This window comes from Pseudomonas alkylphenolica, assembly GCF_016009175.1.
GTDB classification, from domain to species: domain Bacteria; phylum Pseudomonadota; class Gammaproteobacteria; order Pseudomonadales; family Pseudomonadaceae; genus Aquipseudomonas; species Aquipseudomonas alkylphenolica_B.
This window is the reverse complement of sequence record NZ_JADUCM010000037.1, coordinates 16,187-41,005: the sequence shown is the minus strand read 5'-3', so window position 1 is coordinate 41,005 and position 24,819 is coordinate 16,187. Positions and strand designations below refer to the sequence as shown.

General features: G+C 62.4%; 20 protein-coding genes and 4 tRNA genes. 4 read left to right on the top strand and 20 right to left on the bottom strand.

The window, feature by feature from the left end; all coding sequences use genetic code 11:
* The first annotated feature begins 42 nt into the window (after positions 1-42).
* Positions 43-591 carry a cytochrome b gene (locus tag I5S59_RS23125; RefSeq protein WP_197878629.1) on the top strand — a complete coding sequence of 183 codons (549 nt, stop codon included), beginning with the start codon at positions 43-45 and terminating at the stop codon, positions 589-591.
* On the opposite strand, the gene I5S59_RS23120 is transcribed toward I5S59_RS23125, so the two are convergent.
* Both I5S59_RS23120 and I5S59_RS23115 read right to left on the bottom strand, forming a co-directional pair.
* The gene (locus tag I5S59_RS23120; RefSeq protein ID WP_197878628.1) at positions 588-1,484 is read right to left on the bottom strand and encodes a 1-aminocyclopropane-1-carboxylate deaminase/D-cysteine desulfhydrase; all 897 of its coding nucleotides are present in this window, start codon (positions 1,482-1,484) and stop codon (positions 588-590) included. The genes I5S59_RS23125 and I5S59_RS23120 overlap by 4 nt on opposite strands.
* Before the next feature lie 72 nt (positions 1,485-1,556).
* The gene (locus tag I5S59_RS23115; protein WP_197878627.1) at positions 1,557-3,593 is read right to left on the bottom strand and encodes an NADPH-dependent 2,4-dienoyl-CoA reductase; all 2,037 of its coding nucleotides are present in this window, start codon (positions 3,591-3,593) and stop codon (positions 1,557-1,559) included.
* 192 nt (positions 3,594-3,785) lie between these two features.
* On the opposite strand from I5S59_RS23115, the gene I5S59_RS23110 reads away from it, so the two are divergent.
* Together I5S59_RS23110 and I5S59_RS23105 are read left to right on the top strand one after the other, a co-directional pair.
* Positions 3,786-4,907 carry a nitrilase-related carbon-nitrogen hydrolase gene (locus I5S59_RS23110; protein ID WP_197878626.1) on the top strand — a complete coding sequence of 374 codons (1,122 nt, stop codon included), beginning with the start codon at positions 3,786-3,788 and terminating at the stop codon, positions 4,905-4,907.
* Between the two features lie 7 nt (positions 4,908-4,914).
* Positions 4,915-5,955, top strand: coding sequence for an AraC family transcriptional regulator (locus I5S59_RS23105; RefSeq protein ID WP_197878625.1), 1,041 nt, complete (start codon positions 4,915-4,917; stop codon positions 5,953-5,955).
* Between the two features lie 217 nt (positions 5,956-6,172).
* Here the strand turns inward: I5S59_RS23105 and I5S59_RS23100 are convergent, their stop codons facing one another.
* On the bottom strand, positions 6,173-7,030 hold the full coding sequence (locus I5S59_RS23100) for a DUF2242 domain-containing protein (RefSeq protein WP_197878624.1): 858 nt from the start codon (positions 7,028-7,030) through the stop codon (positions 6,173-6,175).
* Between the two features lie 268 nt (positions 7,031-7,298).
* Between I5S59_RS23100 and I5S59_RS23095 the strand changes: the two genes are divergently transcribed.
* Positions 7,299-8,852 carry a methyl-accepting chemotaxis protein gene (locus tag I5S59_RS23095; RefSeq protein ID WP_332262093.1) on the top strand — a complete coding sequence of 518 codons (1,554 nt, stop codon included), beginning with the start codon at positions 7,299-7,301 and terminating at the stop codon, positions 8,850-8,852.
* A gap of 74 nt (positions 8,853-8,926) precedes the next feature.
* Here I5S59_RS23095 and I5S59_RS23090 read toward each other — a convergent pair.
* The 17 genes from I5S59_RS23090 to leuB form a co-directional block, all read right to left on the bottom strand.
* Positions 8,927-9,003: transfer RNA gene (locus I5S59_RS23090), tRNA-Asp, on the bottom strand.
* A 113-nt stretch (positions 9,004-9,116) separates the two neighbouring features.
* Positions 9,117-9,193, bottom strand: a tRNA-Asp gene (locus I5S59_RS23085).
* A gap of 99 nt (positions 9,194-9,292) precedes the next feature.
* Positions 9,293-9,369, bottom strand: a tRNA-Asp gene (locus I5S59_RS23080).
* 77 nt (positions 9,370-9,446) lie between these two features.
* Positions 9,447-9,522: transfer RNA gene (locus I5S59_RS23075), tRNA-Val, on the bottom strand.
* Between the two features lie 94 nt (positions 9,523-9,616).
* On the bottom strand, positions 9,617-10,375 hold the full coding sequence (locus tag I5S59_RS23070; RefSeq protein WP_197878637.1) for an SDR family oxidoreductase: 759 nt from the start codon (positions 10,373-10,375) through the stop codon (positions 9,617-9,619).
* 11 nt (positions 10,376-10,386) lie between these two features.
* Positions 10,387-11,598 (bottom strand): O-succinylhomoserine sulfhydrylase, encoded by a 1,212-nt coding sequence (locus I5S59_RS23065; protein ID WP_197878623.1) that lies wholly within the window; start codon positions 11,596-11,598, stop codon positions 10,387-10,389.
* A 15-nt stretch (positions 11,599-11,613) separates the two neighbouring features.
* Entirely contained in the window at positions 11,614-13,119 is a 1,506-nt protein-coding gene (gene purF, locus I5S59_RS23060; protein ID WP_128326052.1) for an amidophosphoribosyltransferase, read from the bottom strand.
* Between the two features lie 41 nt (positions 13,120-13,160).
* Positions 13,161-13,715: a CvpA family protein gene (locus I5S59_RS23055; RefSeq protein ID WP_045187244.1), complete on the bottom strand. Its 555-nt coding sequence runs from the start codon at positions 13,713-13,715 to the stop codon at positions 13,161-13,163.
* Between the two features lie 99 nt (positions 13,716-13,814).
* A complete protein-coding gene (locus I5S59_RS23050) occupies positions 13,815-14,489 on the bottom strand; it encodes an SPOR domain-containing protein (protein WP_197878622.1) in 675 nt (224 codons plus the stop codon).
* Positions 14,473-15,780, bottom strand: coding sequence for a bifunctional tetrahydrofolate synthase/dihydrofolate synthase (folC, locus tag I5S59_RS23045; RefSeq protein ID WP_197878621.1), 1,308 nt, complete (start codon positions 15,778-15,780; stop codon positions 14,473-14,475). The genes I5S59_RS23050 and folC overlap by 17 nt, the downstream gene beginning before the upstream one ends.
* Positions 15,777-16,697 carry an acetyl-CoA carboxylase, carboxyltransferase subunit beta gene (accD, locus tag I5S59_RS23040; protein ID WP_128326049.1) on the bottom strand — a complete coding sequence of 307 codons (921 nt, stop codon included), beginning with the start codon at positions 16,695-16,697 and terminating at the stop codon, positions 15,777-15,779. The genes folC and accD overlap by 4 nt, the downstream gene beginning before the upstream one ends.
* 281 nt (positions 16,698-16,978) lie before the next feature.
* Entirely contained in the window at positions 16,979-17,599 is a 621-nt protein-coding gene (locus I5S59_RS23035) for a phosphoribosylanthranilate isomerase (RefSeq protein WP_197878620.1), read from the bottom strand.
* Between the two features lie 38 nt (positions 17,600-17,637).
* Positions 17,638-18,513, bottom strand: a complete 876-nt coding sequence (truA, locus tag I5S59_RS23030; protein ID WP_197878619.1) for a tRNA pseudouridine(38-40) synthase TruA — start codon at positions 18,511-18,513, stop codon at positions 17,638-17,640.
* Positions 18,514-18,603: 90 nt separating this feature from the next.
* On the bottom strand, positions 18,604-21,291 hold the full coding sequence (locus I5S59_RS23025) for a FimV family protein (RefSeq protein ID WP_197878618.1): 2,688 nt from the start codon (positions 21,289-21,291) through the stop codon (positions 18,604-18,606).
* Between the two features lie 72 nt (positions 21,292-21,363).
* A complete protein-coding gene (locus I5S59_RS23020; protein WP_197878617.1) occupies positions 21,364-22,374 on the bottom strand; it encodes an aspartate-semialdehyde dehydrogenase in 1,011 nt (336 codons plus the stop codon).
* Between the two features lie 155 nt (positions 22,375-22,529).
* Positions 22,530-23,642, bottom strand: coding sequence for an aspartate-semialdehyde dehydrogenase (gene asd / locus I5S59_RS23015; RefSeq protein ID WP_128326044.1), 1,113 nt, complete (start codon positions 23,640-23,642; stop codon positions 22,530-22,532).
* Between the two features lie 68 nt (positions 23,643-23,710).
* Complete coding sequence (gene leuB / locus I5S59_RS23010; protein WP_197878616.1) at positions 23,711-24,793, bottom strand: 3-isopropylmalate dehydrogenase; 1,083 nt, start codon at positions 24,791-24,793, stop codon at positions 23,711-23,713.
* Positions 24,794-24,819 lie beyond the last annotated feature (26 nt).

Here is a 24,819-nt window from a genome sequence, read left to right as displayed (position 1 = left end):
GCAAGAGCGCGACCTACGACCTGATGATGACAAGGAATGACCATGACCCTGAATGCGCCCCAGACCCGCTATGGCGGCCTGTCGATTGCCCTGCACTGGCTGATGCTGGTATTGCTGGCGGCCGTGTACGCCCTGATCGAACTGCGCGGTCTGTTCCCCAAGGACAGCGCCGAACGCAACCTGATGAAAGACCTGCACTTCATGCTTGGCCTGACCGTATTCGTCCTGGTCTGGCTGCGCCTGGTGGTGCGCCTGAGCCGCCCGACACCGCCCATCATTCCCAAGCCACCGGCCTGGCAGACCGGCCTCGCCCACTTGATGCACCTGGCCCTGTACCTGTTGATGATCGGCTTGCCGCTCGCCGGCTGGCTGATTCTCAGTGCCGCCGACAAACCGATTCCGTTCTATGGTTTCGAACTGCCGGCGCTGATCGCACCGGACCCGGACCAGGCCAAATTCATCAAGGGCTGGCACGAGCGCATTGGCACCTGGGGTTACTGGCTGATCGGCCTGCATGCCCTGGCCGGCCTTTACCATCATTACGTGCAGCGCGATAACACCCTGCTGCGCATGCTCCCAGGCAAGGACTAGACAAAGCCGCGGCGGCCCTGCAGGCCGCCGCTGTGCAGGAAGATCAGGCGTGTGCCGGGGGCAAAGGCACCCGCTTCAACCTGTTCGCGCAGCGCCATCAATGCCTTGCCGGTGTAGAGCGGTTCCAGCGGCATGGCGGATTCCGCCTCGCTGGCATCGATGAACGCCAGCAACGCCTCGTCCACCTTGGCAAATCCCCCCCGGCTGGCGTCGTACAGGCGGTAGCCGCTACCGCCAGCCAACGCCTCGACCTGCTCCGCCACGCCGTGACCGGCAGGCACGGCCAGCGCCCCATGTACCGGATGCTCGCCCTGTTCGGCCAGCACCAGCCCCGCCAACGTGGTACCGGTGCCTGCGGCCAGCCACCAGCCGTCATAATCCGCCCAGCCCACCTTTGCCAACTGCTGCTTCGCCTGCGTGACGATCAAGGCACAGCCTTTGGCGCCCAGTGGGCCGCCACCGCCTTCCGGTACACAGTGCCAGCCGGGATAGTGCTGCTGCCATGGCAACCAGAAATCGGCCTGATGGCGCGCCCGATAGCCGCCGTAGCCGAGCCAGTGCAGGTGCATGCCAAAAGCCAGCAGGTCTCGGACGGTGGGTGTGTCCTGGGCATGGCCGCGCAACAAGCCGGCGGTGGCAAAGCCGAAGCGTTTGCCGGCCGCCGCCAGGGCATGCAGGTGATTGGAGTGCGCCCCGCCAAGGCTGATAACGCCCGGAGCGCCGGCCTGTTGCGCCAGGCGCAGGTGCTCCAGCAGCTTGAACCACTTGTTGCCGCTGATCAGGGGATCAATCAGGTCCAGGCGCAACACCGCCAACTCGACACCGAAAGGGCGTAGCCAGTCCGGTGTCAAGCGGTGCAGTGGAGCATCAGGAAGCGCATCAAAACCGGTCATACAGGGATCACTGCCGCAAGGAGGCGGCAGTTTAGCAGCGCAGCAGGGTCTGCACCCCGCTGCGCGCCGTACTCAGAGCTCGGCAGCGAGGCGCGAGCCCTGGTTGATGGCCCGCTTGGCATCCAGTTCAGCCGCGACATCAGCGCCGCCGATCAGGTGCACCGACTGACCCGCCGCCTGCAGCCCGTCATGCAACTCACGCAGCGGGTCCTGACCGGCACAGATCACCACGTTATCCACAGGCAGCACCTGCGGCTCGCCTTCGGCAATGCGGATATGCAGGCCGGCATCGTCGATGCCCAGGTACTCGACGCTGTTGAGCATCTGCACCTGCTTGTTTTTCAGGCCGGTACGGTGAATCCAGCCCGTGGTCTTGCCAAGGCCGTCGCCGACCTTGGTCTTTTTGCGTTGCAGCAGGAACACCTCACGTGCCGGAGCATGCGGCTGCGCCTTGACGCCGGCCACCCCGCCACGTGCCTCTAGCGCCGTGTCGATGCCCCACTCCTTCCAGAATGCTTCGCGGTCCTGGCTGGTGGCCTTGCCTTGGTGGACGAGGAACTCGGAGACGTCAAAACCGATGCCACCGGCACCGATCACCGCGACTTTCTGCCCGACCGGTTTGCGCTCAAGCAGCACGTCCAGGTAGCTCAGCACTTTGCTGTGCTCGATGCCCGGAATCGCCGGCAAACGCGGTGCGATCCCCGTAGCCAGGATGATTTCGTCATAACCACCTGCCGCCAGTTGCTCGACATCGACACGGGTGTTCAGGCACACCTCGACGCCCGTGGTCTGCAACTTGCGCTTGAAGTAGCGCAGGGTTTCATAAAACTCTTCCTTGCCCGGCACGCGTTTGGCGACGTTGAACTGACCACCGATCTCGCTGGCTGAATCGAACAGTGTCACCTGATGACCGCGTTCGGCAGCCACGGTGGCCGCCGCAAGGCCGGCAGGGCCGGCACCGACCACAGCGATCTGTTTGACCTGGGTAACCGGCAGGTAATTGAGCTCGGTTTCATGGCAGGCACGCGGGTTGACCAGGCAGCTGGTCAGCTTGCCGCCGAAAGTGTGGTCCAGACAGGCCTGGTTGCAGCCAATGCAGGTGTTGATCTCGTCACTGCGGCCGGCAGCGGCTTTGTTGACGAAGTCCGGGTCGGCAAGGAAAGGCCGCGCCATGGAGACCATGTCGGCATCGCCATCGGCCAGAATCTGCTCGGCCACCTCCGGGGTGTTGATGCGGTTGGTGGTGATCAACGGAATCTGTACGGCGCCACGCAGCTTGGCCGTGACCTTACTGAACGCGGCGCGAGGCACTTTGGTGGCGATCGTCGGAATGCGCGCTTCGTGCCAGCCGATGCCGGTGTTGATGATCGTCGCACCGGCTTTCTCGATCGCCTGGGCCAGTTGCACGATCTCTTCCCAGTTGCTCCCACCCTCAATCAGGTCGAGCATCGACAGGCGGAAGATGATGATGAAGTTCGGGCCGACCGCCTCACGCACCCGGCTGACGATCTCTACCGCCAGGCGCATGCGGTTTTCATAGCTGCCACCCCAGCGATCGGTGCGCTGGTTGGTATGCGCGGCCAGGAACTGGTTGATGAAGTAACCTTCCGACCCCATGATTTCGACGCCGTCGTACTCGGCGGTTTGTGCCAGCACCGAGCAATTGACGAAGTCCTGAATCTGCTTCTCGATACCCTCTTCATCCAGCTCGCGCGGCTTGAACGGGTTGATCGGCGCCTGGATGGCACTCGGTGCTACCGACTTCGGGCTGTAGGCATAGCGACCGGCGTGGAGAATCTGCATGCAGATCTTGCCGCCCGCCTCGTGTACGGCACGGGTAACGATACGGTGCTTGTCGGCTTCTTCCGGGGTGCTCAACTTGGCCGCACCAGAATACACGCCGCCCTCTACGTTAGGGCCGATGCCGCCGGTGACCATCAGGCCGACACCGCCACGTGCACGCTCGGCAAAATAAGCAGCCATGCGCTCGAAACCACCGGGCTTTTCCTCCAGGCCGGTGTGCATCGAGCCCATCAGGGTGCGGTTGCGCAGGGTGGTGAAGCCCAGATCCAGCGGGGCGAGCAGGTGCGGGTAACGAGCGGCGGCCATAGTGAACTCCACAACAGACTTAATCACGGGATGCGGGCACCTCGCTCAGTGAGCGGAGCCCGTCAGTTATCTGTGGCCGACATTAATGAGCCAGCGCTCCCGGCTCAATAACCGAAAGTTACAAGTTATTGATCCTACTGCACGCGGGGTCTACCCTAATGACCGAATCCCTTGCTGGTGCTGTGCTGATTCATGCGAAAACTCCTGTTGGGCGCCCTGGCGCTGGTCATCATTGCGGCACTGTGCGGCTACGGGTTCTGGACCGGGCAACGACCTACCGGCCATTACCTGTCAGACCTGCGCGTCGAACTGACCCTGAGCGAAGGCGTACCCGCCGACCACGGCAATCTGCTCGGGGTCGAACCGCAACTGTATCCCGGTGATTACCAGAACCTGCAACGCCTGCACCGCAAACTGGCCGCCTATCTTGAGCAAGCTCGTGCGCAAGGCCTGATCAATGCCCGCACCGTGGTCATCCTGCCCGAGCACATCGGCACCTGGCTCTGGGCCCGGGGCGAGAAAAACGAGCTGTACCAGGTCACCCAGCGCCGTGAAGCCTTGCAGTGGCTGGAACTGAGCAACCCGCTCAGCTACGGCCTGGCCATGCTCGGCGCCGAGGGCGATGACCGCCGTGCCGATGCTCACCTGCGCATGAAGGCGCAGCAAATGGCCAGCGACTACCAGCAACTGTTCAGTGGCCTGGCCAAAGAGTTCGGAGTCACCCTGGTCGCAGGCTCGATTGTCCTGCCCTCCCCTTACGTTGAGCGCGGCATCCTGAAAATCGGTTCAGGCGCCTTGTACAACAGCAGCCTGGTATTTGCAGGCGACGGCTCGGTGCTTGGCCAGCCGCAACTGCAACAACACCCGGACGGCGAAGTGCGGCGCTTTATCAGCAGCGGCACCGACCAGCCACCACAAGTGCTGCAAACCCCCGCCGGGCGCCTGGGGGTGTTGATCGGCAGCGACAGCTGGTACCCGAGCAACCAGCAACAGCTGGTCAATCAATCCGCGCAACTGATCGCCAACCCGGCGTTCCTGGCCGGCAAAGACAGCTGGAACGGACCGTGGCGCGGCAATCGCCACCAACCCCTGGCCGCCACCCTGCCTATCAAACCCGGCGAAGTCAGCGAAGCCCAGGCCTGGCAACAGTTGACGCTCAACGCCAATCCCACAGGAGTTAGCAGCATGAGCGTGTTCCTGCGTGGGCGCTTCTGGGACGAAGTCGCCGACGGCCAGGGCTTTGCCAGCCGCGCCGGCGTCCACCTGAGCGGTACCCGCGCTGCTGGCGCTCGCCTGCTGAACCTGTGGCTGTAGGCCCGGCATGAACCGTCCACGGATGCGCCTGGGAGACCTGTCTGTCGGTTTCGTCCAGAGCCTGAGCGAAACCCTGCAGCAACGCGGCATCGAGCCCACAGCGCTGCTGGAGCGCTATGGACTGGACAGTGAACGCCTGGCTGAAGCCGGGGCGCGCCTGTCGATCCCGCGCTACATGCACCTGGGCCATGCCGCCATCGAGATGACCGGCGATCCGGCGCGGGGCTTGCACATGGGCCAGATCAGCCGCCTGAGCCCGGCCGGCCTGGCAGGCGTCACCGCCGCCCCGGCCCCCACCGTGGGTGTGGCGGCCCGCACCTTGCTGCGCTTTGAGCCACTGTATGCCGCCAATTATCGCGGCCACTCGAGCTTTGAAGAAGACGCCAGCGGCGCCTGGCTGCGTTTTTACTCCATCAGCCCATACAACACCTACAACCGCTTTGTGGTGGATTCGCTGTTGTCTGGCTGGCTGGCACAACTGTCGAGTCTGGCCGGGGTCACGCTGATGGCCGAACGGATGGAGATAGAATTCGAGGCGCCGCCCTACGCCAGCCACTACCAGGCGTTGTGCACAAGCCCGGTGCAGTTTGGCGCACAGACCAATCAGTTGCGCCTGAGCCGTGCGAGCCTCGCCCTGCGCAACCCCACGCACTGCCCAAGCACCTGGCAGCACCTGCTCAAGTTATGTGAAACGGAACTGGAACAACGCACCCGCATCCGCAGCCTGAGCGAGCGAATTGCCCACTTGCTGGGGCCGCTGCTCAATGGCGGACGGGAGCCTGATCTGGAGGAAGTGGCACGGCACCTGCAACTGCCAACCTGGACATTGCGGCGCAAGCTGGCCGAGGAAGGCACGCAGTTTCGCGCGATTCTCAATGACACGCGCCGCGACCTGGCCATGGCCTACATCCGCGACACGGAACTGGCGTTTGGCGAGATCGCGTATTTGCTCGGGTTTGCCTCGGCCGAGGCCTTCCAGCGCGCCTTCAAGCGCTGGAACAGCATGACCCCCGGGGAGTTCCGCCGCAGTCAGCGGCGTACCGGCTGAGATTAAAGCTCGGTGGCGTCTTCGGCAGGCTCGGGTGGATCGAGTTCAAAGGCGCGGTATTCGAGTAGTTCTTCTTGATAATCGTCCATTTTCTGCTCCGTCGTTTCTCATTCAATTCATTGATTCGTCATCGAGCCTAAAGTGCCGCGATGAATAAAAAATGACAATGACACGTATCAAAACAACGTAGCAGCAGATGCAAAATTTATCCGCCCGGTTATTGCGGTGCTTGCTCCGGGCTGCTGACCGGCACCGCCGGCGTTACCGTCGATACCGGCTCGGCGCTGGGTGGCGCGGGCTGTTCGACATTGATCGGGGCTGCATCGAGCGGTGGCGCGACCGGTTTGGAGCCGGCGCTGTCATCGACTACCGGCGCAGGCGCCGCTTCAACGGTTGCCGCCTGCTGGGCCGGTGCAGGTTCAGTGGCCGGCACGTCGGGCGTAACAGGCGCAAGGGCGGCGGGAGCTGCCACCGGCGCAGGCTCGGGGATACCCAGCTCAGGTGCAGGTTTTTCGACCGGTTTTTTCAGCGCGATCTTTTTCTTCGGCTCCTTGGGCAGGAAACTTTCGACCAGGGCGAAGTAACGCTCGTAGAACTTGGCCGAGGTCACGGTCTCACTGGCAACCTTGACCATCGAATCGTCGGTCGAGCCGATGGGCATCGACAACGAACCCAGCACACCCACGCCGACGCTGGCCGAAGTGTTGGACTTTTTCAGCGCATAGCGGTCCTGCAGGGCGTTGGCGAACATGGTCGAGCGCTGCTCGTCTCCGCTGTCGCGGGCGCAAACCACGTTGAAGCTGATCTGCAGGTGCGATTCGCCCGTCTGCTGGAAGCTCTTGTTGCCATTGACCTGACCGGCGTCGCTGCTGGTAATGATGTAGCCCTGACTGAGCAAGGCACGCCGGGCCGCTTCGCAGGTACTGGCTTCGTTAACCGCAAAGCTGCGCGAATAGGTACCCGAGTCGTCGAAATTCTCGTGTTCGTAGATGGCAGCTTTCTTCGAGGAACAGCCGGAAACACCCGCCAGCACAAGGGCCAGCCCGAGCGCACCCAAGACGGTTGACTTTGACATTGCAAATCCTGAGTAAAACGATCAACGCCTATTGTGCAACACATCGGCGGATCACTGAAACCGCAGCCGGGCAATCACCCCGGAAAAATCCTTGATAAGGCCGTAAATAAGGCGCAACGCCTTGGGCGCCGCTGGTCGAAAAATCTTGTATCCATTCAGTCGGCACTCCGCGGAAATCTACCGGGTTCCGACTTTTTAACCCGCCAATGTGCAACTACGCTGGCATGTAGCCACCATCCGGACCGGACAACTACAAGGAGTTACCCCGGTGAAAAACCTGTCAGTGAAAATCAAGCTATTGCTCGGCTTCACCCCCATCCTGGTGTTGATGGTGCTCCTGGCCATCACTGCCATCAGCAGCCTGAATACCCTGACCCAACGTGCCGACCGGCTGGTATCGGTCAACTACATCCTCGACAACCTCAATGAAATGCGCGCTGCCCAGTTGAGCTTCGAACAGCGCCGTGAAGCGGTATTTGTTGATCAGTTGAACCAAGCCCATCAACAAACCCGGCAACTGCTCGATGAAAACCTCAGGCACCTGGTTGACGCCGACTCACAGCGACTGCTGCGCGCCACCCAGGACGACCTGCAGCGCTACCAGGAGCAATTCCGGCAACTGCAGGCTGCAACGGCCAACAGCCCGGAGCAGGCCCGGCTCCACGACCAGTTGCTGGAGAACGTACACAGGGGCCTTGAGGCGATCAATCAGCTGATCACCCTGCAAAACCAGCACAGCAACGAAGAATCCAGCCACAGCCGTACCCTGATGCTCGCCCTGCTGTTCTGCGCCCTGGTACTCGGCGTGCTCATCAGCGCCGTGATCATCCGCCAGATCACCCAACCGTTGCGCCAGGCCGTGGACATCGCCCGGCGCATCGGTGAAGGCGACCTGACCCACGCCGCCAGCGAACCGCGCCGTGACGAATTCGGTCAGTTGCTGTTGGCGCTGGAGCAAAGCGCCAACAATCTGCGCGAAATGCTTGGCCAGGCCGGCAATGTCACTCGCCAACTGTCCACGGCTGCCGAGGCGCTATCGGCGATCACCGAGCAAACCAGCGCCGGCATCAACAGCCAAAAGGTCGAGACCGATCAGGTGGCCACAGCCATGAGCGAAATGGTCGCTACCGTCCAGGACGTGGCACGCAATGCCGAAGAGGCCAGCGAAGCCACCCGCCAGGCAAACAGCCAGGCCAACCAGGGCAACCAGGTGGTGCAACGGGCACTGGCCCAGATCGGGCAACTGGCCGTCGACATCGGTAGCTCCGCCGAGGCGGTCAACCAGTTATCAACGGAAAGCGAACACATCAGCAGCGTGATGACCGTGATCAACGCCGTGGCCGAGCAAACCAACCTGCTGGCCCTCAACGCCGCGATTGAAGCGGCACGGGCAGGCGACGCCGGACGCGGATTTGCCGTGGTGGCCGACGAAGTCCGTGCACTGGCCAAGCGCACCCAGCAATCCACAGCCCAGATCGAAGCGTTGATTGTCTCGCTGCAGCAAGGCGCGCAGAAAGCCGCGCAGATGATGCATAGCAGTCACGAAATGGTCGGCACCACGGTGGCGCTGGCCAATGAAGCGGGTATCGAGCTGCAAGCCATCACCCAGACCGTGACCAGCATCCAGAGCATGAACCTGCAGATCGCCACCGCCGCCGAACAGCAAAGCGCCGTGGCCGAATCGATCAACCGCAGCGTGCTCAGTGTGCGGGATGTGGCGGAACAGTCTTCAACCGCCTCCCAACAGACCGCCGCCTCGTCAGTGGAGCTGGCGCGCCTGGGTGGCGAGCTGCAAGCGCTGGTAGCACGATTCAGGGTCTAGGTTCCTGGCCAGGGCTGCCAAATGGCGCGCACAAAAAAAGCGACCCTGAGGTCGCTTTTCTTGTTACATCAATATGGCGCAGCGGACGGGACTCGAACCCGCGACCCCCGGCGTGACAGGCCGGTATTCTAACCGACTGAACTACCGCTGCGTGGTCGTGCTCACCTGGACTGCGAAACTGCCGCTAATCTCAGGCACAAAAAAAGCGAACTTAATGTCGCTCTCTTTGTTACCTGGAGGAGTTCAAGGGCCTCCAGGTGAATATGGCGCAGCGGACGGGACTCGAACCCGCGACCCCCGGCGTGACAGGCCGGTATTCTAACCGACTGAACTACCGCTGCGTATCATACAAGCTTGCGCTTGCTTGAAACTGGGATCTGGCCTGAAGGCTTCGGTGCCTTCGGACCTCAAACCGGTCGTTGAACCGATCTGGAGAAAAGTGGCGCAGCGGACGGGACTCGAACCCGCGACCCCCGGCGTGACAGGCCGGTATTCTAACCGACTGAACTACCGCTGCGCATAGTGGACTTGCGTCCTGTTCCTCTCTGGTAACACCTTCTTGCGAATGTGTCGGGCCAGGAACATCTCAGGAAGTGGTGGGTGATGACGGGATCGAACCGCCGACCCTCTGCTTGTAAGGCAGATGCTCTCCCGGCTGAGCTAATCACCCGTGTGCTTCGCTGAGGTGGCGAAATTTACGCAGGTATCGAACCTAAGTCAATACCCCCGTTGAAGTTTTTTTCAAAAAGGGCAAAAAAGCAGTGTTACGTGTAGATCATCTTCTTGGTCATGCCGCCGTCGACCACGAACTCCTGGCCGGTGACGAAGCCGGCATTGCGCGACAACAACCAGGCAACCATGGCTGCAACGTCTTCCACCGTCCCTACCCTGCCCGCCGGATGCTGGGCATGATCGGTTTCGCTCAAAGGTTCTGCGCGACGCTGGGACGGGTCCCGGGCATCGATCCAGCCGGGGCTTACCGCGTTGACGCGAATCTCTGGCCCCAGGCTCATCGCCAGGGCATGGGTCAGGGCCAGCAAACCGCCCTTGCTCGCCGCATACGCCTCGGTATCGGGCTCTGACTGGCCAGCGCGGGTAGACGCCAGGTTGACGATGGCACCGCCGTGAGCGCGCAGATAAGGCGCACAGTGCTTGGCCAGCAGCATGGGGCCACCGAGGTTGACCGCCAGCACACGATTCCAGTGGGCCAGGCTCAGGGTTTCCAGGGTGGTGTTGTGCGGGTCGGCGACCGCGGCATTGCACACCAGCGCATCCAGGCGCCCGAACTGGCCGAGTACTTCGGCCACGCCGGTCTTCACCTGGGTTTCATCGGCGACATCCATGCCGATGAACCAGGCATTGTCACCCAGCACCTTGGCAACGCGGGTGCCTCGCGCACGGTCGAGGTCGGTCAGCACCACCTGCCAGCCCTCGGCAATCAGCCAGGCAGCGATGCCCAGGCCAATTCCCCGGGCTGCTCCGGTGACCAGGGCGACGCGGCCGTTATGGCTGCTGTCGCCCACCGACCAGTCGATCACAGCGCCGCCAGACCGCGAGCCAGGTCGGCCTTGAGGTCGCCGACGTCTTCAAGCCCCACGGCCACCCGGATCAGGCTGTCGCGAATGCCTGCGGCTTCACGCTCCTGCGGCGACAGACGGCCGTGGGAGGTGGTGCCGGGATGGGTAATGGTGGTCTTGCTGTCGCCCAGGTTGGCTGTGATCGAAATCAGCCGCGTGGCATCGATGAAGCGCCAGGCGCCCTCTTTGCCACCCTTGACCTCGAAGCTCACGACCGCACCAAAACCACTCATCTGGCTTTTTGCGAGCGCATGCTGCGGATGGCTCTCAAGCCCTGCGTAGTGCACCTTCTCGATGCCGTCCTGCTGCTCCAGCCACTCGGCCAGGGCCTGGGCATTGGCACAATGGGCACGCATACGCAGGTTGAGGGTTTCCAGTCCCTTGAGGAAGATCCAGGCGTTGAACGGGCTCAGGGACGGCCCGGCAGTGCGCAGAAAGCCCACGACTTCCTTCATCTGCTCGCTGCGCCCGGCTACCACACCGCCCATGCAACGGCCCTGGCCGTCGATGAACTTGGTCGCCGAATGCACGACGATGTCGGCGCCCAGCTTCAGCGGTTGCTGCAAGGCCGGGGTACTGAAGCAGTTATCCACAACCAGTTGCGCACCCTTGGCATGGGCAATTTCGGCCAGCGCCGCGATATCCACCAGCTCGGCCAGCGGATTGGACGGCGATTCGACGAACAGCAGTTTGGTGTTGGTCTTGATCGCCTTGTCCCAGCCGGCCAGGTCCGCCAGCGGCACATAGTCGACCTGGACACCGAAGCGTTTGAAGTACTTCTCGAACAGGCTGATAGTCGAACCGAATACGCTCTGCGAGACCAGTACATGGTCACCGGCGCTGCACAGCGCCATCACCGTGGACAGGATCGCCGACATGCCGGTGGACGTCGCCACAGCCTGCTCGGCGCCTTCCAGGGCGGCAATGCGCTCTTCGAACGCACGTACGGTCGGGTTGGTATAGCGTGAATAGACGTTGCCTGGAACCTCGCCGGCGAACCGTGCAGCGGCATCGGCCGCTGTACGGAACACGTAGCTGGAGGTGAAGAACAGCGGGTCGCTGTGCTCACCTTCCGGCGTTCGATGCTGGCCGGCGCGTACCGCCAGCGTATCGAAAGCGACCCCTTCGAGGTCGCTGTCCAGGCGCCCGGCATCCCATTCCTGTGTCATGCCGCTGCTCCCGATTCAGTTGTTGTAGAGGTCGATGATCGCGCTGACCGCCTGATTCTTGACCTTCGAGGCATCGTTGCGCGCCTGTTCGATCTTGTTCAGGTAGGCCTCGTCAATGTCGCCGGTCACATACTTGCCGTCGAACACTGCGCAGTCGAAATGCTCAATCTTGATCTTGCCGCCGCCGACCGCTTCGATCAGGTCTGGCAGGTCCTGGTAAACCAGCCAGTCAGCGCCGATCAGCTCGGCGACATCTTCGGTGCTGCGGTTGTGGGCGATCAGTTCATGAGCGCTCGGCATGTCGATGCCGTAGACGTTGGGGTAACGCACTGCAGGTGCGGCCGAGCAGAAGTAGACGTTCTTCGCCCCGGCTTCACGCGCCATCTGGATGATCTGTTTGCAGGTGGTGCCACGCACGATGGAATCATCGACCAGCATCACGTTCTTGCCGCGGAACTCCAGCTCGATCGCGTTGAGCTTCTGGCGGACCGACTTCTTGCGCGCCGCCTGGCCAGGCATGATGAAGGTGCGGCCGATGTAGCGGTTCTTGACGAAGCCTTCGCGGAACTTGACGCCCAGGTGGTTGGCCAGCTCCAGCGCAGCGGTACGGCTGGTGTCTGGAATCGGGATGACCACGTCGATGTCGTGATCCGGACGCTCGCGCTGGATCTTCTCGGCCAGCTTCTCGCCCATGCGCAGGCGCGCCTTGTAGACCGAGACGCCGTCGATGATCGAGTCAGGACGGGCCAGGTAGACGTGCTCGAAAATGCACGGCGACAGTTGCGGGTTGGTTGCGCACTGACGGGTGTGCAGTTTGCCCTCTTCAGTGATGTACACCGCTTCACCCGGTGCCAGATCGCGAATCAGGGTGAAACCGAGCACATCCAGCGAAACGCTTTCGGAGGCGATCATGTATTCGACGCCTTCGTCGGTGTGACGCTGGCCGAACACGATCGGACGGATGCCGTTCGGGTCGCGGAAGCCGACGATGCCGTAACCGGTGATCATTGCCACCACGGCGTAGCCACCCACGCAACGGTTGTGCACATCGGTCACTGCGGCGAACACGTCTTCTTCGGTTGGCTGCAGCTTGCCGCGCACCGCCAGCTCGTGGGCGAAGACGTTGAGCAGGACTTCAGAGTCGGAACTGGTGTTGACGTGACGCAGGTCAGACTCGTAGATCTCCTTGGCCAACTGTTCAACGTTGGTCAGGTTACCGTTGTGCGCCAGGGTGATGCCATAGGGCGAGTTGACGTAGAACGGCTGAGCCTCGGCCGAGGTCGAGCTGCCCGCGGTCGGGTAACGCACATGGCCAATGCCCATGTGCCCGACCAGGCGCTGCATATGGCGCTGCTGGAACACATCACGAACCAGGCCGTTGTCCTTGCGCAGGAATAACCGGCCATCATGACTGGTCACAATACCGGCAGCGTCCTGGCCGCGGTGCTGGAGGACGGTTAGCGCGTCATACAGCGCCTGATTGACGTTCGACTTACCGACGATACCGACGATGCCACACATGCGACGCAACCCCTACTTAATGAAACTGGACTGAGCAGCTCTCAAGGCGTCTTGGGCCCCAGAAGCTGATCCTTGAACGGGAGATCAGCCGGTGCGCTGATCCCGCTGGCTAGCCACTGACTGGTGAACCCCAGAATGAGGTTTTTCGACCAGTCAGCCACCAATAGAAATTGTGGTATCAGGCGCGAGTCCTGCCACCACTGGTCCTGTTGTACCGGCCCCAGGCTCAACAGCCCGACAGCCACCACCACCAGCAAGGCCCCACGGGCGGCACCGAATGCCATGCCCAGGAAGCGATCGGTCCCGGAAAGTCCGGTGACGCGAATCAGCTCGCCGATGAGAAAGTTGATCATGGCCCCCACCAGCAGGGTGGCGACGAAAAGAATGGCGCATCCGGCAATGACCCGGGCCGAAGGCGTCTGGATATAGGATTCCAGGTACTGCGACAGCGAGCCACCGAACATCCAGGCTACCGCACCGGCAATGATCCAGGTAAGCAGCGACAAGGCCTCTTTGACGAAGCCGCGCTTGAGACTGATCAGCGAAGAAATGGCGATGATCGCGAAAATCGCCCAGTCGACCCAGGTAAATGCCACAGTGTTGCCTGCAAACGGATAAGGCGGCGCATTTTACCAGAGCAGCGGGCTGTCGGTAAGCAGTGATTTGCCGCCCGGCGCCAGCCGGGCAGCGCCGCTTCAACTGCGCTCGGGCTGGAATCGCACAATGATGCCGTTGAGCTTCTGCTGGCGGCTGATCACCTCACGCAGACGCTCGGCTTCAGCGCGCTCGATCAGCGGCCCGACATACACCCGGTTCATGCCACCCGCCGAGCGGATGTAGGCATTGTATCCCTGGCTGCGCAGGGTTTTCTGGAGGTTATCGGCGCCCGCCCGGCTGGACAGGCTGGCCAGCTGTACCGACCAGCTGACCGGAAGGCCATTGGCGTCGATCTTGCCCGCTGCCGGCTTGGCGGCAGTGGCAACCGTGGCTGCAGGTTTGACTTCAGGCTTTGTTGCAGCTGGCGGTGGCGTCACCGGCTTGCTGGCAACCGTTGGCGCCGGGGCAGGAGCAGGCACCGGTACGGTCGCAGGAACTGCCGTGATGGGCGCGCTCGGCGTCTGCACGGGCGCTGTCGATTCGTCGACCACCACCGGGGCTTCGTCTGGAAGTACCTGCGGCTCGGGCACTGCCACCGGCTCGACCTGCACCGGGGCCATGGTCGGCGCTGCTGGCGCCTCCGGCGCATCGACACGCACCTGACGCATCTCGTCTTCACGGGAGAACAGCATCGGCAGGAAGATCACCGCCAGTGCGACCAGCACCAGCGCACCGACCATCCGCTGCTTGACCACTTTATCCAGCAATGCCATCTGCCCTTTCCTCCATGGCGTGCCGGTCCAGCCACTGCAGGGCTTCGCCGACACAGAAAAACGATCCGAACAGCACGATTTCATCATCGGCCGTTGCCAGCGCGCACTGACCGTCAAGTGCATCCGCCACGCTGGAATAACGCACGACCTCGGCACCAAAACCAGCCAGGGTCGCCTCAAGCTCATTCGCCGGCCGGCTGCGCGCCGTGTCCAGCGGCGCAACCGCCCACTGCTGGAATTCAGCCAGCAACGGCTGCACCACACCTTCAAGGTCTTTGTCGGCCAACAGACCGAACACCGCCAGGCGCTTGCCCTGCACCGGGCGCTCGGCAAGACGTCGGGCCAGGTACTCGGCAGCGTGCGGGTTGTGCCCGACATCCATGAGGATAGTCAACGACTTGCCCTGCCAGCGAAATGCCCGACGATCCAGGCGACCGACGATCCGCGTAGCGCGCAACGTTGCCGCAAGCTGCCCGGCATCCCAGGGTAGCCCCAGCAGCAGGTAGGCTTGCAGCGCCAACGCGGCGTTTTCCATCGGCAGGTCGAGCAATGGCAAGTCATGCAGTTCAACCTGCTGGCCGGCACTGTCCAGGCCGCGCCATTGCCAGCACTGGTCGGTGCTGGCCAGATCGAAATCACGCCCACGCAGGAAGAACGGGCAGCTCAGCTCGCGCGCCTTGTCCAGCAGCGGTTGTGGCGGATTGAGGTCGCCGCACAGCGCCGGTTTGCCTTGACGGAAGATACCGGCCTTCTCGAAGGCCACCGATTCACGGGTGTCCCCCAGGTAGTCGGCATGATCGACACCGATGCTGGTAACCAGCGCCATGTCGGCATCGACAATATTGACCGTGTCCAGACGACCACCCAGCCCTACTTCAAGCACCACGGCATCCAGCGCCGACTGCCTGAACAGCCAGAACGCGGCCAGCGTGCCGGCTTCAAAGTAGGTCAGGGAAATATCACCGCGCGCGGCCTCAACAGCAGCAAACGCTTCACACAGCTGCTGATCGCTGGCTTCACGGCCGTCGATCTGCACCCGCTCGTTGTAGCGCAGCAGGTGCGGCGAGCTGTAGACCCCGACCTTGAGGCCCTGGGCGCGCAATAAGGCCGCCAGAAAGGCGCAGGTCGAGCCCTTGCCATTGGTGCCCGTCACGGTGATGACCCGTGGCGCCGGCTTGTCCAGCCCGAGCCTGGCCGCAACCTGTTGCGAACGCGCCAGGCCCATGTCGATGGCCGAGGGGTGCAACTGCTCGAGATAGGCGAGCCAGTCGCCAAGGGTACGTTGGATCATACGGTGGCAGGCGCCGGCGGTACGACGATTGGCTCAAGCACGGGGGCTACGAACTTCGGCGTTGGCAGGCCCATCATCTGCGCCAGCAGGTTACCCAGGCGCTGACGCATTTCCTGGCGCGGGATGATCATGTCGATGGCACCGTGCTCCAGGAGGAACTCGCTGCGCTGGAAGCCTTCCGGCAGCTTCTCGCGCACGGTCTGCTCGATCACGCGAGGACCGGCGAAGCCGATCAGCGCCTTGGGCTCACCGACGATGACATCGCCGAGCATCGCCAGGCTGGCGGATACGCCACCGTAGACCGGGTCGGTCAGAACCGAGATGAACGGAATGCCTTCTTCGCGCAGGCGCGCCAGCACCGCGGAAGTCTTGGCCATCTGCATCAGCGAGATCAGCGCTTCCTGCATACGCGCGCCGCCGGAGGCCGAGAAGCAGACCATCGGGCAACGGTTTTCCAGGGCGTAGTTGGCCGCGCGTACAAAGCGCTCACCGACAATGGCCCCCATCGATCCGCCCATGAAGGAGAACTCAAAGGCGCTGACCACAACCGGCATACCCAGCAGGGTACCGCTCATGGAGATCAGCGCATCTTTTTCGCCGGTCTGCTTCTGGGCAGCGCTCAGGCGATCCTTGTACTTCTTGCCATCACGGAATTTCAGGCGGTCAACCGGCTCCAGCTCGGCGCCCAGCTCGGCGCGGCCTTCGGCATCGAGGAAAATGTCGATGCGCGCACGCGCGCCGATGCGCATGTGGTGGTTGCACTTGGGGCAGACATCCAGGGTCTTTTCCAGCTCCGGACGATACAGCACGGCCTCGCAGGACGGGCACTTGTGCCACAGCCCTTCAGGTACCGAACTCTTCTTCACCTCGGAACGCATGATCGAAGGGATCAGTTTGTCTACTAACCAGTTGCTCATGCTTTCTTTCTCCAGTAACGGCGACCCGCAGGCTTTGGCTGCCAGGTTCGCGCGTATGCCCTTGAGCTCAATTCATGTATATCGCGATGAGGGGCCGGCTCCGACGCCTCGCGTACAGCGAGGTGCCCTGACACCGTTCCATCGTCAACCTGTAAGGGCGACGCCAATGGCGCCACCCGGTAATTTCGACCGCTCCATAGGTGCGGTCCGGCAGCACCGGGCTGCGAAAGCTATGGACGATGGCGCGCGGCCAGCCGTCACATCCGCAACAACAGACCTTATCACGCCTGCTTGACCGCCCCGACAAAGGCGTCGATCAGTGCGGCATCCTTGATGCCCTTGGCCTGCTCGACCCCGCCGCTGACGTCCACGGCATACGGGCGAACCTGGGCAATGGCGCTGGCAACGTTGGCGGGTGACAGCCCACCGGCGAGGATAATCGGCTTGCTCAGCTTTTCCGGCACCAGCGACCAGTCGAAGGCTTCACCCGTGCCGCCCGGTACCCCGGCAACATAGGTATCGAGAAGGATGCCACTGGCTTCGTTGTACAGCTTGCAGGCGGCCTCGAGGTCATCCCCCGGGCGCACCCGCAACGCCTTGATCCATGGTCGGTTATGACCCGCGCAATCGGCCGGGGTTTCATCGCCGTGAAATTGCAGCAGGTCCAGCGGCACCGCTTCGAGAATTTCGCCCAGTTCGCAGCGGCTGGCATTGACGAACAGACCCACTGTGGTGACGAAGGGTGGCAACGCGGCAATGATTGCCCGCGCCTGCTGCACATTCACCGCCCGCGGGCTTTTGGCATAAAACACCAGGCCAATGGCGTCCGCCCCCGCCTCGGCTGCGGCCAGCGCATCCTCGATGCGGGTAATACCACAGATTTTGCTGCGAACGGCGCTCATACCCTGTGAACCTCGGCTGATCTTGAGAGCTCCGGATGTTAGCAAATGGCGTGTGGGTCGTCAGCCGCCAGCGACTCGTAACCGGTGAGAAAGTGTGGGCCAATGTAACGCTCGGGCAAGGCGAACTCGTCGTGGTACTCCACCTGCACCAGATAAAGACCGAACGGGTGAGCGGTTACCCCGCCCGTGCGACGCTCGCGGCTTTCCAGCACCTCACGGGCCCATTCCACCGGACGCTCGCCGGCACCAATGGTCATCAGCACGCCGGCGATATTGCGCACCATGTGGTGCAGGAAGGCACTGGCGCGAATGTCCAGGACAATCATCTTGCCGTGGCGCGTCACCCGCAGGTGATGAAGGTTCTTGATCGGCGACTTGGCCTGGCACTGACCGGCACGGAATGCGCTGAAGTCGTGTGTTCCCACCAGGTACTCGGCGGCCAGCGCCATGCGCTCGACATCCAGCGGCCGGTGGTTCCAGGTCACTTCCTGCCCCAGATGCGCAGGGCGGATCTGGTCGTTGTAGATCACATAGCGGTAACGCCGCGCAATGGCTTTGAAGCGCGCATGAAAATGCGCAGGCATCTCTTTGGCCCAGCTCACACTGATGTCGTGGGGCAAATTGATATTGGCGCCCATGGTCCAGGCCTTCATGCTGCGCACCACCTGGGTATCGAAGTGCACCACCTGACCACAGGCATGCACGCCCGCATCGGTGCGCCCGGCGCACAGCAGCGTCACAGGCGAATCGGCAACTTTGGACAAAGCCTCTTCCAGGGTTTGCTGAACGCTCGGCACGCCATCGGCCTGGCGCTGCCATCCCCGGTAGCGCGAGCCTTTGTATTCGACGCCCAGAGCAATGCGAAAGAAGCCTTCGGCCGCCGATTCGGCAACCGTGTTATCAATAGTTTCCAAGAAGATACAGCCTGTCGATTTAGCAGATGGCGGGAATTATAACGACAACGGCCGCCCCCCGGGCAGCCCTCGGACGTACAAGGGCAGGACTCAGACCAGACGCGAGAGCATCTCCTCGGCTTCCTGCTTCTGGGTATCGTTACCCTCTTTACACACTTCGTCGAGAATGTCGCGGGCCCCGTCATGGTCGCCCATGTCGATGTAGGCGCGGGCCAGGTCAAGCTTGGTTGCCGCCTCATCGGCGCCGCCCAGGTAGTCAAACTCCAGGTCGTCACCCAGATCGTCGCTCAACGCGGCATCTTCGGCAGTAAAGTGCGGTTCGATGGACGGCTGCTCCAGGCTCTGGGACAGCTTGTCGAGCTCGGCGTTGACATCATCCAGTTCGGACGCAAAGCTCTTGGCCGCATCGGATTCATCGTCCAGCGACAGCGACAAGTCGAAGTCTTCCGGCAGCTCCAGCTCGCTCAGCGGGTCGAACTCCGGCATCGTTTCGTCGAAAGCCGCAAGCTCTGCAGCGATATCGATCGGCTCACTGACCGGCTGCGCGGCCGACTGCTCGAGCGGAACATCAAGGTCGAAGTCAGACAGGTCGTCAAGGGTGACGGGCGCCGCCTCGGTTTGCACGTCGACTGACGGCTCGACAACCGCTGTGTCGACCACAGGTTCCGGAACGACGACCTCCTCAGCCACTGCAGGCGCCTCTTCGAGTTGTGGCGCATCCAGTTCCAGACCTTGCAGGTCATCATCCAGGCTTAAGTCAAAGGCGCTGTCCAGGTCATCTTCGACAACCGGCTCCAATTCAGGCTCCAGCGCGGCAATCGCTTCGGGTTCGAGTTCGGGCGACGGCTGAACCTCTGGCTCCGGTTGAACCTCTGGCTCGACCGCCGGCTCATCGTTCAACAACGCCTGAACGTACTGGGCATCGAGCTCAGCAGCCAGGGCGGCCGCCCCCACACCACCGGCGACTGCCAATGCCGCCATGGCCGGGAAACGGCTCTTGAGGGATTCGACGTCGGCGTGGTTCTGGCCGGTAGCGATCAGTTGGCGCTCGTGCCCGACAAACGCATCACGGTCACCTTGACGCGCATACACCTCCATCAGCTTCAGGCGCAGGTCACTTCGTTGCGGCGCAGCTTCAACGGCGGGCTCAAGCAGGTCGGCTGCATGGTTGAGGCGACCGCGCGCAATGCTTAGCTCGACCTCGTCAAGCAACGCATCACCGGTCGGTTCCGGCGTCGCGTTGGCTGCCGGGGCTACCAGCGGTGCAGCCATGGGCTGCGGCTCGGTCGGCTTCACCTCAGGCCGGGTTTCAGCCACTGGTGCTTCGGCAGCACTGGCAGCCGCCGCCGACGCGGCGCCAACGGCAGGCGACAGGGTGACACTCGGCGGCGGGACTTCAAGGCCGTCGAAACTGCTCGGTGGCAGGTCCAGATCCGGGCCACGCTCGCCTTCTTCGGCCAGTGCACGGGCCATGCGCAGGTGCTTTTCCGCTTCCTGGTCAGCCTTGCGCTTGCGCGCCAACAGCAAGAGCAGCAGGAGCAACACCAGCAAGGCGGAGCCTGCGATCAACGCCAGCAACACCGGGTTGCCAAGGATGTCGTCAAGCACTTTGCTGGAGCTGGCAGGTGCCGTCTCGGCCGCTTCCGGCGTGGCCGCGTCGACCGCTGCCGGGGCCGGGGTCACCACCGGCTCGGCCGGTACAGGTTCAGCCGGCACCGGTTGAAGCTGCGCGTTGACGGCAGGTGGCGCTGCGTCTGCAGACGCCTCCTGATCAGCAGCGCCCTCGGCTTCGAGCTTGGCCAATTGATCATTCTTCAAGGCGATCAGGCGTTCCAGCTTGTCCAGCTGACTCTGCAGATCGGTCATGCGGCTTTTCAGCTCGGCATTGTCGCGTTTGGTCGTGTCGAGGTTTTCCTGGGCAACGGCAAGCTTGTCGCTGACCGCCTTGCTGCCACCGGCAGTTTTACCTTCGGGTGCCACCAGGCGCAGGTTGTCCTGCTGGGCAATGCGCGCCGGTGCCGCCTCGGTACCGGTGCGACGGGTCGCGTCCAGTTGCCGCGCGCGTGGCCCCAAACGCCGACCTTCACGCCAGGCCGCATACTGCTCGGCCACTTCGGTCACAGCCTGGCCCTGAGGAATGCTCATGACCTGCTGTTGATCGGGCATACGCAACACTTGGCCGGTTTTCAGCAAGTTGATATTGCCGTTGATGAAGGCATCCGGGTTCAAGGCCTGAATGGCCAGCATCGCTTGCTGCACCGACCCGCCCTGACGGGCTTTCGAGGCGATCTCCCACAAGGTGTCGCGACGCACCGTGGTGTAGCTGGAAGCAGCGCTGACCGCCGGATTGATCGCCGACTCGGGCTTGGCACCCGGCAACGCTGCAGCGTTGACCAACACGCTGTAGTCACGCAGCAACCGCCCGCTAGGCCACATCACCTGCACCAGGAACTTGACCATCGGCGCCGGCAACGGCTGACTGGACGTCACCCGCAGCACGCTCTTGCCGTTGGGATTGATGACTGGTGTAAAGATCAAGTCATTGAGAAAGGGCTGGCGTTCGATGCCGGCCTTGGCGAACTCTTCGGCCGGGGCCAGGCTCGGGGCCAGTTCGGCCGCGGTAAGGTCGCGCACATCAAGCAGTTCAATCTCCGCATCCAGCGGTTGGTTCTGCGCCGACTTAAGGGTCAGTTCACCCAAGCCGAGGGCATGCGCCATACCGGACGACAGCGCCGACGCTGCGGCAATTGCTAAGACCAGTTTGCGAATTCGAAGCATGACCTCTTCCTTTGAATGAACCGTCCCCGGCACCCGGGAAAAATCCCGGTAAAAATTATCTGCAAGTATCTTTTACACAACTTGTTTTATCAACAATTGCGCCAGCTGCACGGCGTTCAACGCCGCGCCTTTGCGCACGTTGTCGGTAGTCAGCCACAGATTGAGCTGTTCACTGTCGTCGATTCCGCCACGTACACGTCCAACATAGACCACGTCTTGTCCGACTGCGTCACCAACAGGGGTCGGATAATCACCCTCCTCGACCAGTTCAATGCTCGGCGCTGCCTCCAACGCTGCATTGACTGCCGCCAGGTCAATCGGTTCACGGCTTTGTACCGACACACTGTAGCTATCGCCGAAAAACACCGGGACTTGAATGCAGCTCACGGAAATCTTCAGTGCCGGCAAGCCCAGCACTTCGCGCAACTCGCTGACCAGGCGACGCTCCAGGGTACCGTGGCCCTCGGCGTCGCTGGCACCGACCTGCGCCAACAGGTTGAACGCCATTTGCCGGTCAAAGAAGCGCGGCTCCAGCGGGCGCGCGTTGAGCAGCTCGGCGGTCTGCCGGGCCAGTTCATTGACCGCTTCACGGCCCTGGGCCGACACCGCCAGGCACGCGGTGACGTTGATCCGCTCGATGTCGAGCAAGCCCTTGAGCGGTGCCAGGGTCACCGCCAGCGCCACGGCCGCTGCGCTCGGGCTGCTCACCTGAACCGGCACTGACAGGCTGTCAAGGCGCTGTGCATTGGCCTCGGGCACCAATGCTGGCGCCTGTTCGGCGGGCAAACCACCGGACAGGTCGATCACCGCACACCCCGCCGCCTGGGCGCGCGGGGCAAAACTGCGGGTGACTGCCGGGCCTGCGGCGAAAAAGGCCAGCTTGACCTTGCTGAAGTCGAAGCTGTCGACTTCGCGCACACGCAGGCTTTTGCTGCGAAACATCACACCGCTGCCGGCAGATTCGTTGCTGGCCAGCAGGTGCAAGGTACCCACTGGAAAGTCTTGCTCTTCGAGGATCTGTACCAGGGCTTCACCGACAGCACCGGTGGCACCGATCACGGCGATATCAATAGGCTGGCTCATGGAAAAATCCTCTGCTGGAACGACGGGAGCGGCACTGTACTTGGATTTCACTCAGGGCTCTACTGTGCCTACCATGGATAAATCCACGATGCCCCCAGGAAAACAAAAAGCCCGCGCTGTTACCAGCACGGGCTTTGTTCAACTCACCGCAGCGATCAACGCTCCAGCAGGATCCGCAGCATGCGGCGCAGCGGTTCGGCCGCACCCCACAGCAACTGGTCACCTACGGTGAACGCACCCAGGTACTGCGAACCCATGTTCAGCTTGCGCAAACGACCCACCGGAATGTTCAGGGTACCGGTAACGTTGGTCGGGCTCAGCTCCTGCATGCTGATCTCGCGCTGGTTCGGCACCAGCTTAACCCATGGGTTGTGCTGGCTGATCATGCCTTCGATATCGGCGATCGGTACATCTTTGTTCAGCTTGATGGTCAGCGCCTGGCTGTGGCAACGCATGGCGCCGATGCGCACGCAGATACCGTCGACCGGGATCGGGCTCTTGAAACGACCGAGAATCTTGTTGGTTTCGGCCTGGGCCTTCCACTCTTCGCGGCTCTGACCGTTAGGCAGCTCTTTGTCGATCCACGGGATCAGGCTGCCCGCCAGTGGCACACCGAAGTTTTCGGTCGGGTAGGCTTCGCTGCGCATGGCCTCGGCGACCTTGCGATCGATGTCGAGGATGGCGCTGGCCGGGTTGGCCAGGTCATCGGCGACCGCTGCGTGAGTGGCCCCCATCTGACGGATCAGTTCGCGCATGTTCTGCGCACCGGCACCGGAAGCCGCCTGATAGGTCATGGCGCTCATCCACTCGACCAGACCCGCTTCGAACAGGCCACCCAGGCCCATCAGCATCAGGCTGACGGTGCAGTTGCCGCCGATGTAGTTCTTGGTACCGGCATCGAGCTGCTGGTCGATCACCTTGCGGTTGACCGGGTCCAGCACGATGACTGCATCATCCTGCATACGCAGGCTGGAAGCCGCGTCGATCCAGTAGCCCTGCCAGCCGGCTTCGCGCAGCTTGGGGAAGACTTCACTGGTGTAGTCGCCACCCTGACAGGTCAGGATCACATCGAGGGTCTTGAGCTCTTCAATGCTGTAAGCGTCCTTGAGTGGCGCAATATCCTTGCCCACAGCCGGACCCTGGCCACCTACGTTGGAGGTGGTGAAGAACACCGGCTCAATAAGATCGAAATCCTGCTCTTCCAGCATCCGCTGCATGAGCACGGAACCGACCATACCGCGCCAACCGATCAGACCTACACGTTTCATCGCAACTACACCTTTGCTAAAAAGTGGGCCGCTGCTTCACATGGAAAAACAGCAGCGGGCCCGAGAGATTACAGATTCCGCAGCGCTGCGACTACTGCGTCGCCCATTTCCTGCGTGCCTACCTTGCTGCAACCGGCCGACCAGATGTCGCCGGTGCGCAAGCCCTGATCCAACACCAGGCTGACCGCCTTTTCAATAGCTTCGGCTGCTGCCTGCTGATTGAAACTGTAACGCAGCATCATCGACACCGACAAAATGGTTGCCAACGGGTTGGCAATGCCTTGCCCGGCGATGTCTGGCGCGGAGCCGTGGCACGGCTCGTACATGCCCTTGTTGCTGGCATCCAGCGACGCAGACGGCAGCATGCCAATGGAGCCGGTGAGCATGGAAGCCTCATCCGACAGGATGTCGCCGAACATGTTGTCGGTGACCATCACGTCGAACTGCTTGGGCGCACGCACCAGCTGCATGGCCGCGTTGTCGACGTACATGTGGCTCAGTTCGACATCCGGGTAGTCCTTGGCCACTTCCTCGACGATTTCGCGCCACAGCTGGCTGGATGCCAGAACGTTGGCCTTGTCCACCGAGCAGAGTTTTTTACCACGGACACGGGCCATGTCGAAACCGACACGGGCGATACGGCGGATTTCGCTCTCGCTGTACGGCAAGGTGTCGTAGGACTGACGCTCGCCGCCTTCCAGCTCGCGGGTGCCGCGCGGGGCGCCGAAGTAGATGCCGCCGGTCAGCTCGCGAACGATGAGGATATCCAGGCCGGCAACGATCTCTGGCTTGAGCGAGGAGGCATCTGCCAGTTGCGGGTATAGGATCGCCGGACGCAGGTTGGCGAACAGGCCCAGTTGCGAACGGATCTTCAGCAAGCCGCGCTCCGGTCGGATGTCGCGCTCGATCTTGTCCCATTTAGGGCCACCCACGGCGCCCAGCAGCACCGCGTCAGCCTGGCGCGCGCGCTCCAGGGTCTCGTCCGCCAGCGGCACGCCGTGCTTGTCGATGGCTGCGCCACCGATCACGTCATGGGACAGGCTGATACCGAGCTGGAACTTGTCGTTGGCCAACTCCAGCACCTTGACCGCTTCGGCCATGATTTCCGGACCAATGCCATCACCTGGGAGAATCAGAATCTGCTTGCTCATGGGTTCCTCTTGTTCGACTCAAGCGA

Coding starts and splice junctions, on each gene's coding strand:
- I5S59_RS23125 (WP_197878629.1), top strand. CDS start 43: ATGACCCTGAATGCGCCCCAGACCCGCTATGGCGGCCTGTCGATTGCC.
- I5S59_RS23120 (WP_197878628.1), bottom strand. CDS start 1,484: ATGACCGGTTTTGATGCGCTTCCTGATGCTCCACTGCACCGCTTGACA.
- I5S59_RS23115 (WP_197878627.1), bottom strand. CDS start 3,593: ATGGCCGCCGCTCGTTACCCGCACCTGCTCGCCCCGCTGGATCTGGGC.
- I5S59_RS23110 (WP_197878626.1), top strand. CDS start 3,786: ATGCGAAAACTCCTGTTGGGCGCCCTGGCGCTGGTCATCATTGCGGCA.
- I5S59_RS23105 (WP_197878625.1), top strand. CDS start 4,915: ATGAACCGTCCACGGATGCGCCTGGGAGACCTGTCTGTCGGTTTCGTC.
- I5S59_RS23100 (WP_197878624.1), bottom strand. CDS start 7,030: ATGTCAAAGTCAACCGTCTTGGGTGCGCTCGGGCTGGCCCTTGTGCTG.
- I5S59_RS23065 (WP_197878623.1), bottom strand. CDS start 11,598: ATGACACAGGAATGGGATGCCGGGCGCCTGGACAGCGACCTCGAAGGG.
- purF (WP_128326052.1), bottom strand. CDS start 13,119: ATGTGTGGCATCGTCGGTATCGTCGGTAAGTCGAACGTCAATCAGGCG.
- I5S59_RS23050 (WP_197878622.1), bottom strand. CDS start 14,489: ATGGCATTGCTGGATAAAGTGGTCAAGCAGCGGATGGTCGGTGCGCTG.
- folC (WP_197878621.1), bottom strand. CDS start 15,780: ATGATCCAACGTACCCTTGGCGACTGGCTCGCCTATCTCGAGCAGTTG.
- accD (WP_128326049.1), bottom strand. CDS start 16,697: ATGAGCAACTGGTTAGTAGACAAACTGATCCCTTCGATCATGCGTTCC.
- I5S59_RS23035 (WP_197878620.1), bottom strand. CDS start 17,599: ATGAGCGCCGTTCGCAGCAAAATCTGTGGTATTACCCGCATCGAGGAT.
- I5S59_RS23025 (WP_197878618.1), bottom strand. CDS start 21,291: ATGCTTCGAATTCGCAAACTGGTCTTAGCAATTGCCGCAGCGTCGGCG.
- I5S59_RS23020 (WP_197878617.1), bottom strand. CDS start 22,374: ATGAGCCAGCCTATTGATATCGCCGTGATCGGTGCCACCGGTGCTGTC.
- asd (WP_128326044.1), bottom strand. CDS start 23,642: ATGAAACGTGTAGGTCTGATCGGTTGGCGCGGTATGGTCGGTTCCGTG.
- leuB (WP_197878616.1), bottom strand. CDS start 24,793: ATGAGCAAGCAGATTCTGATTCTCCCAGGTGATGGCATTGGTCCGGAA.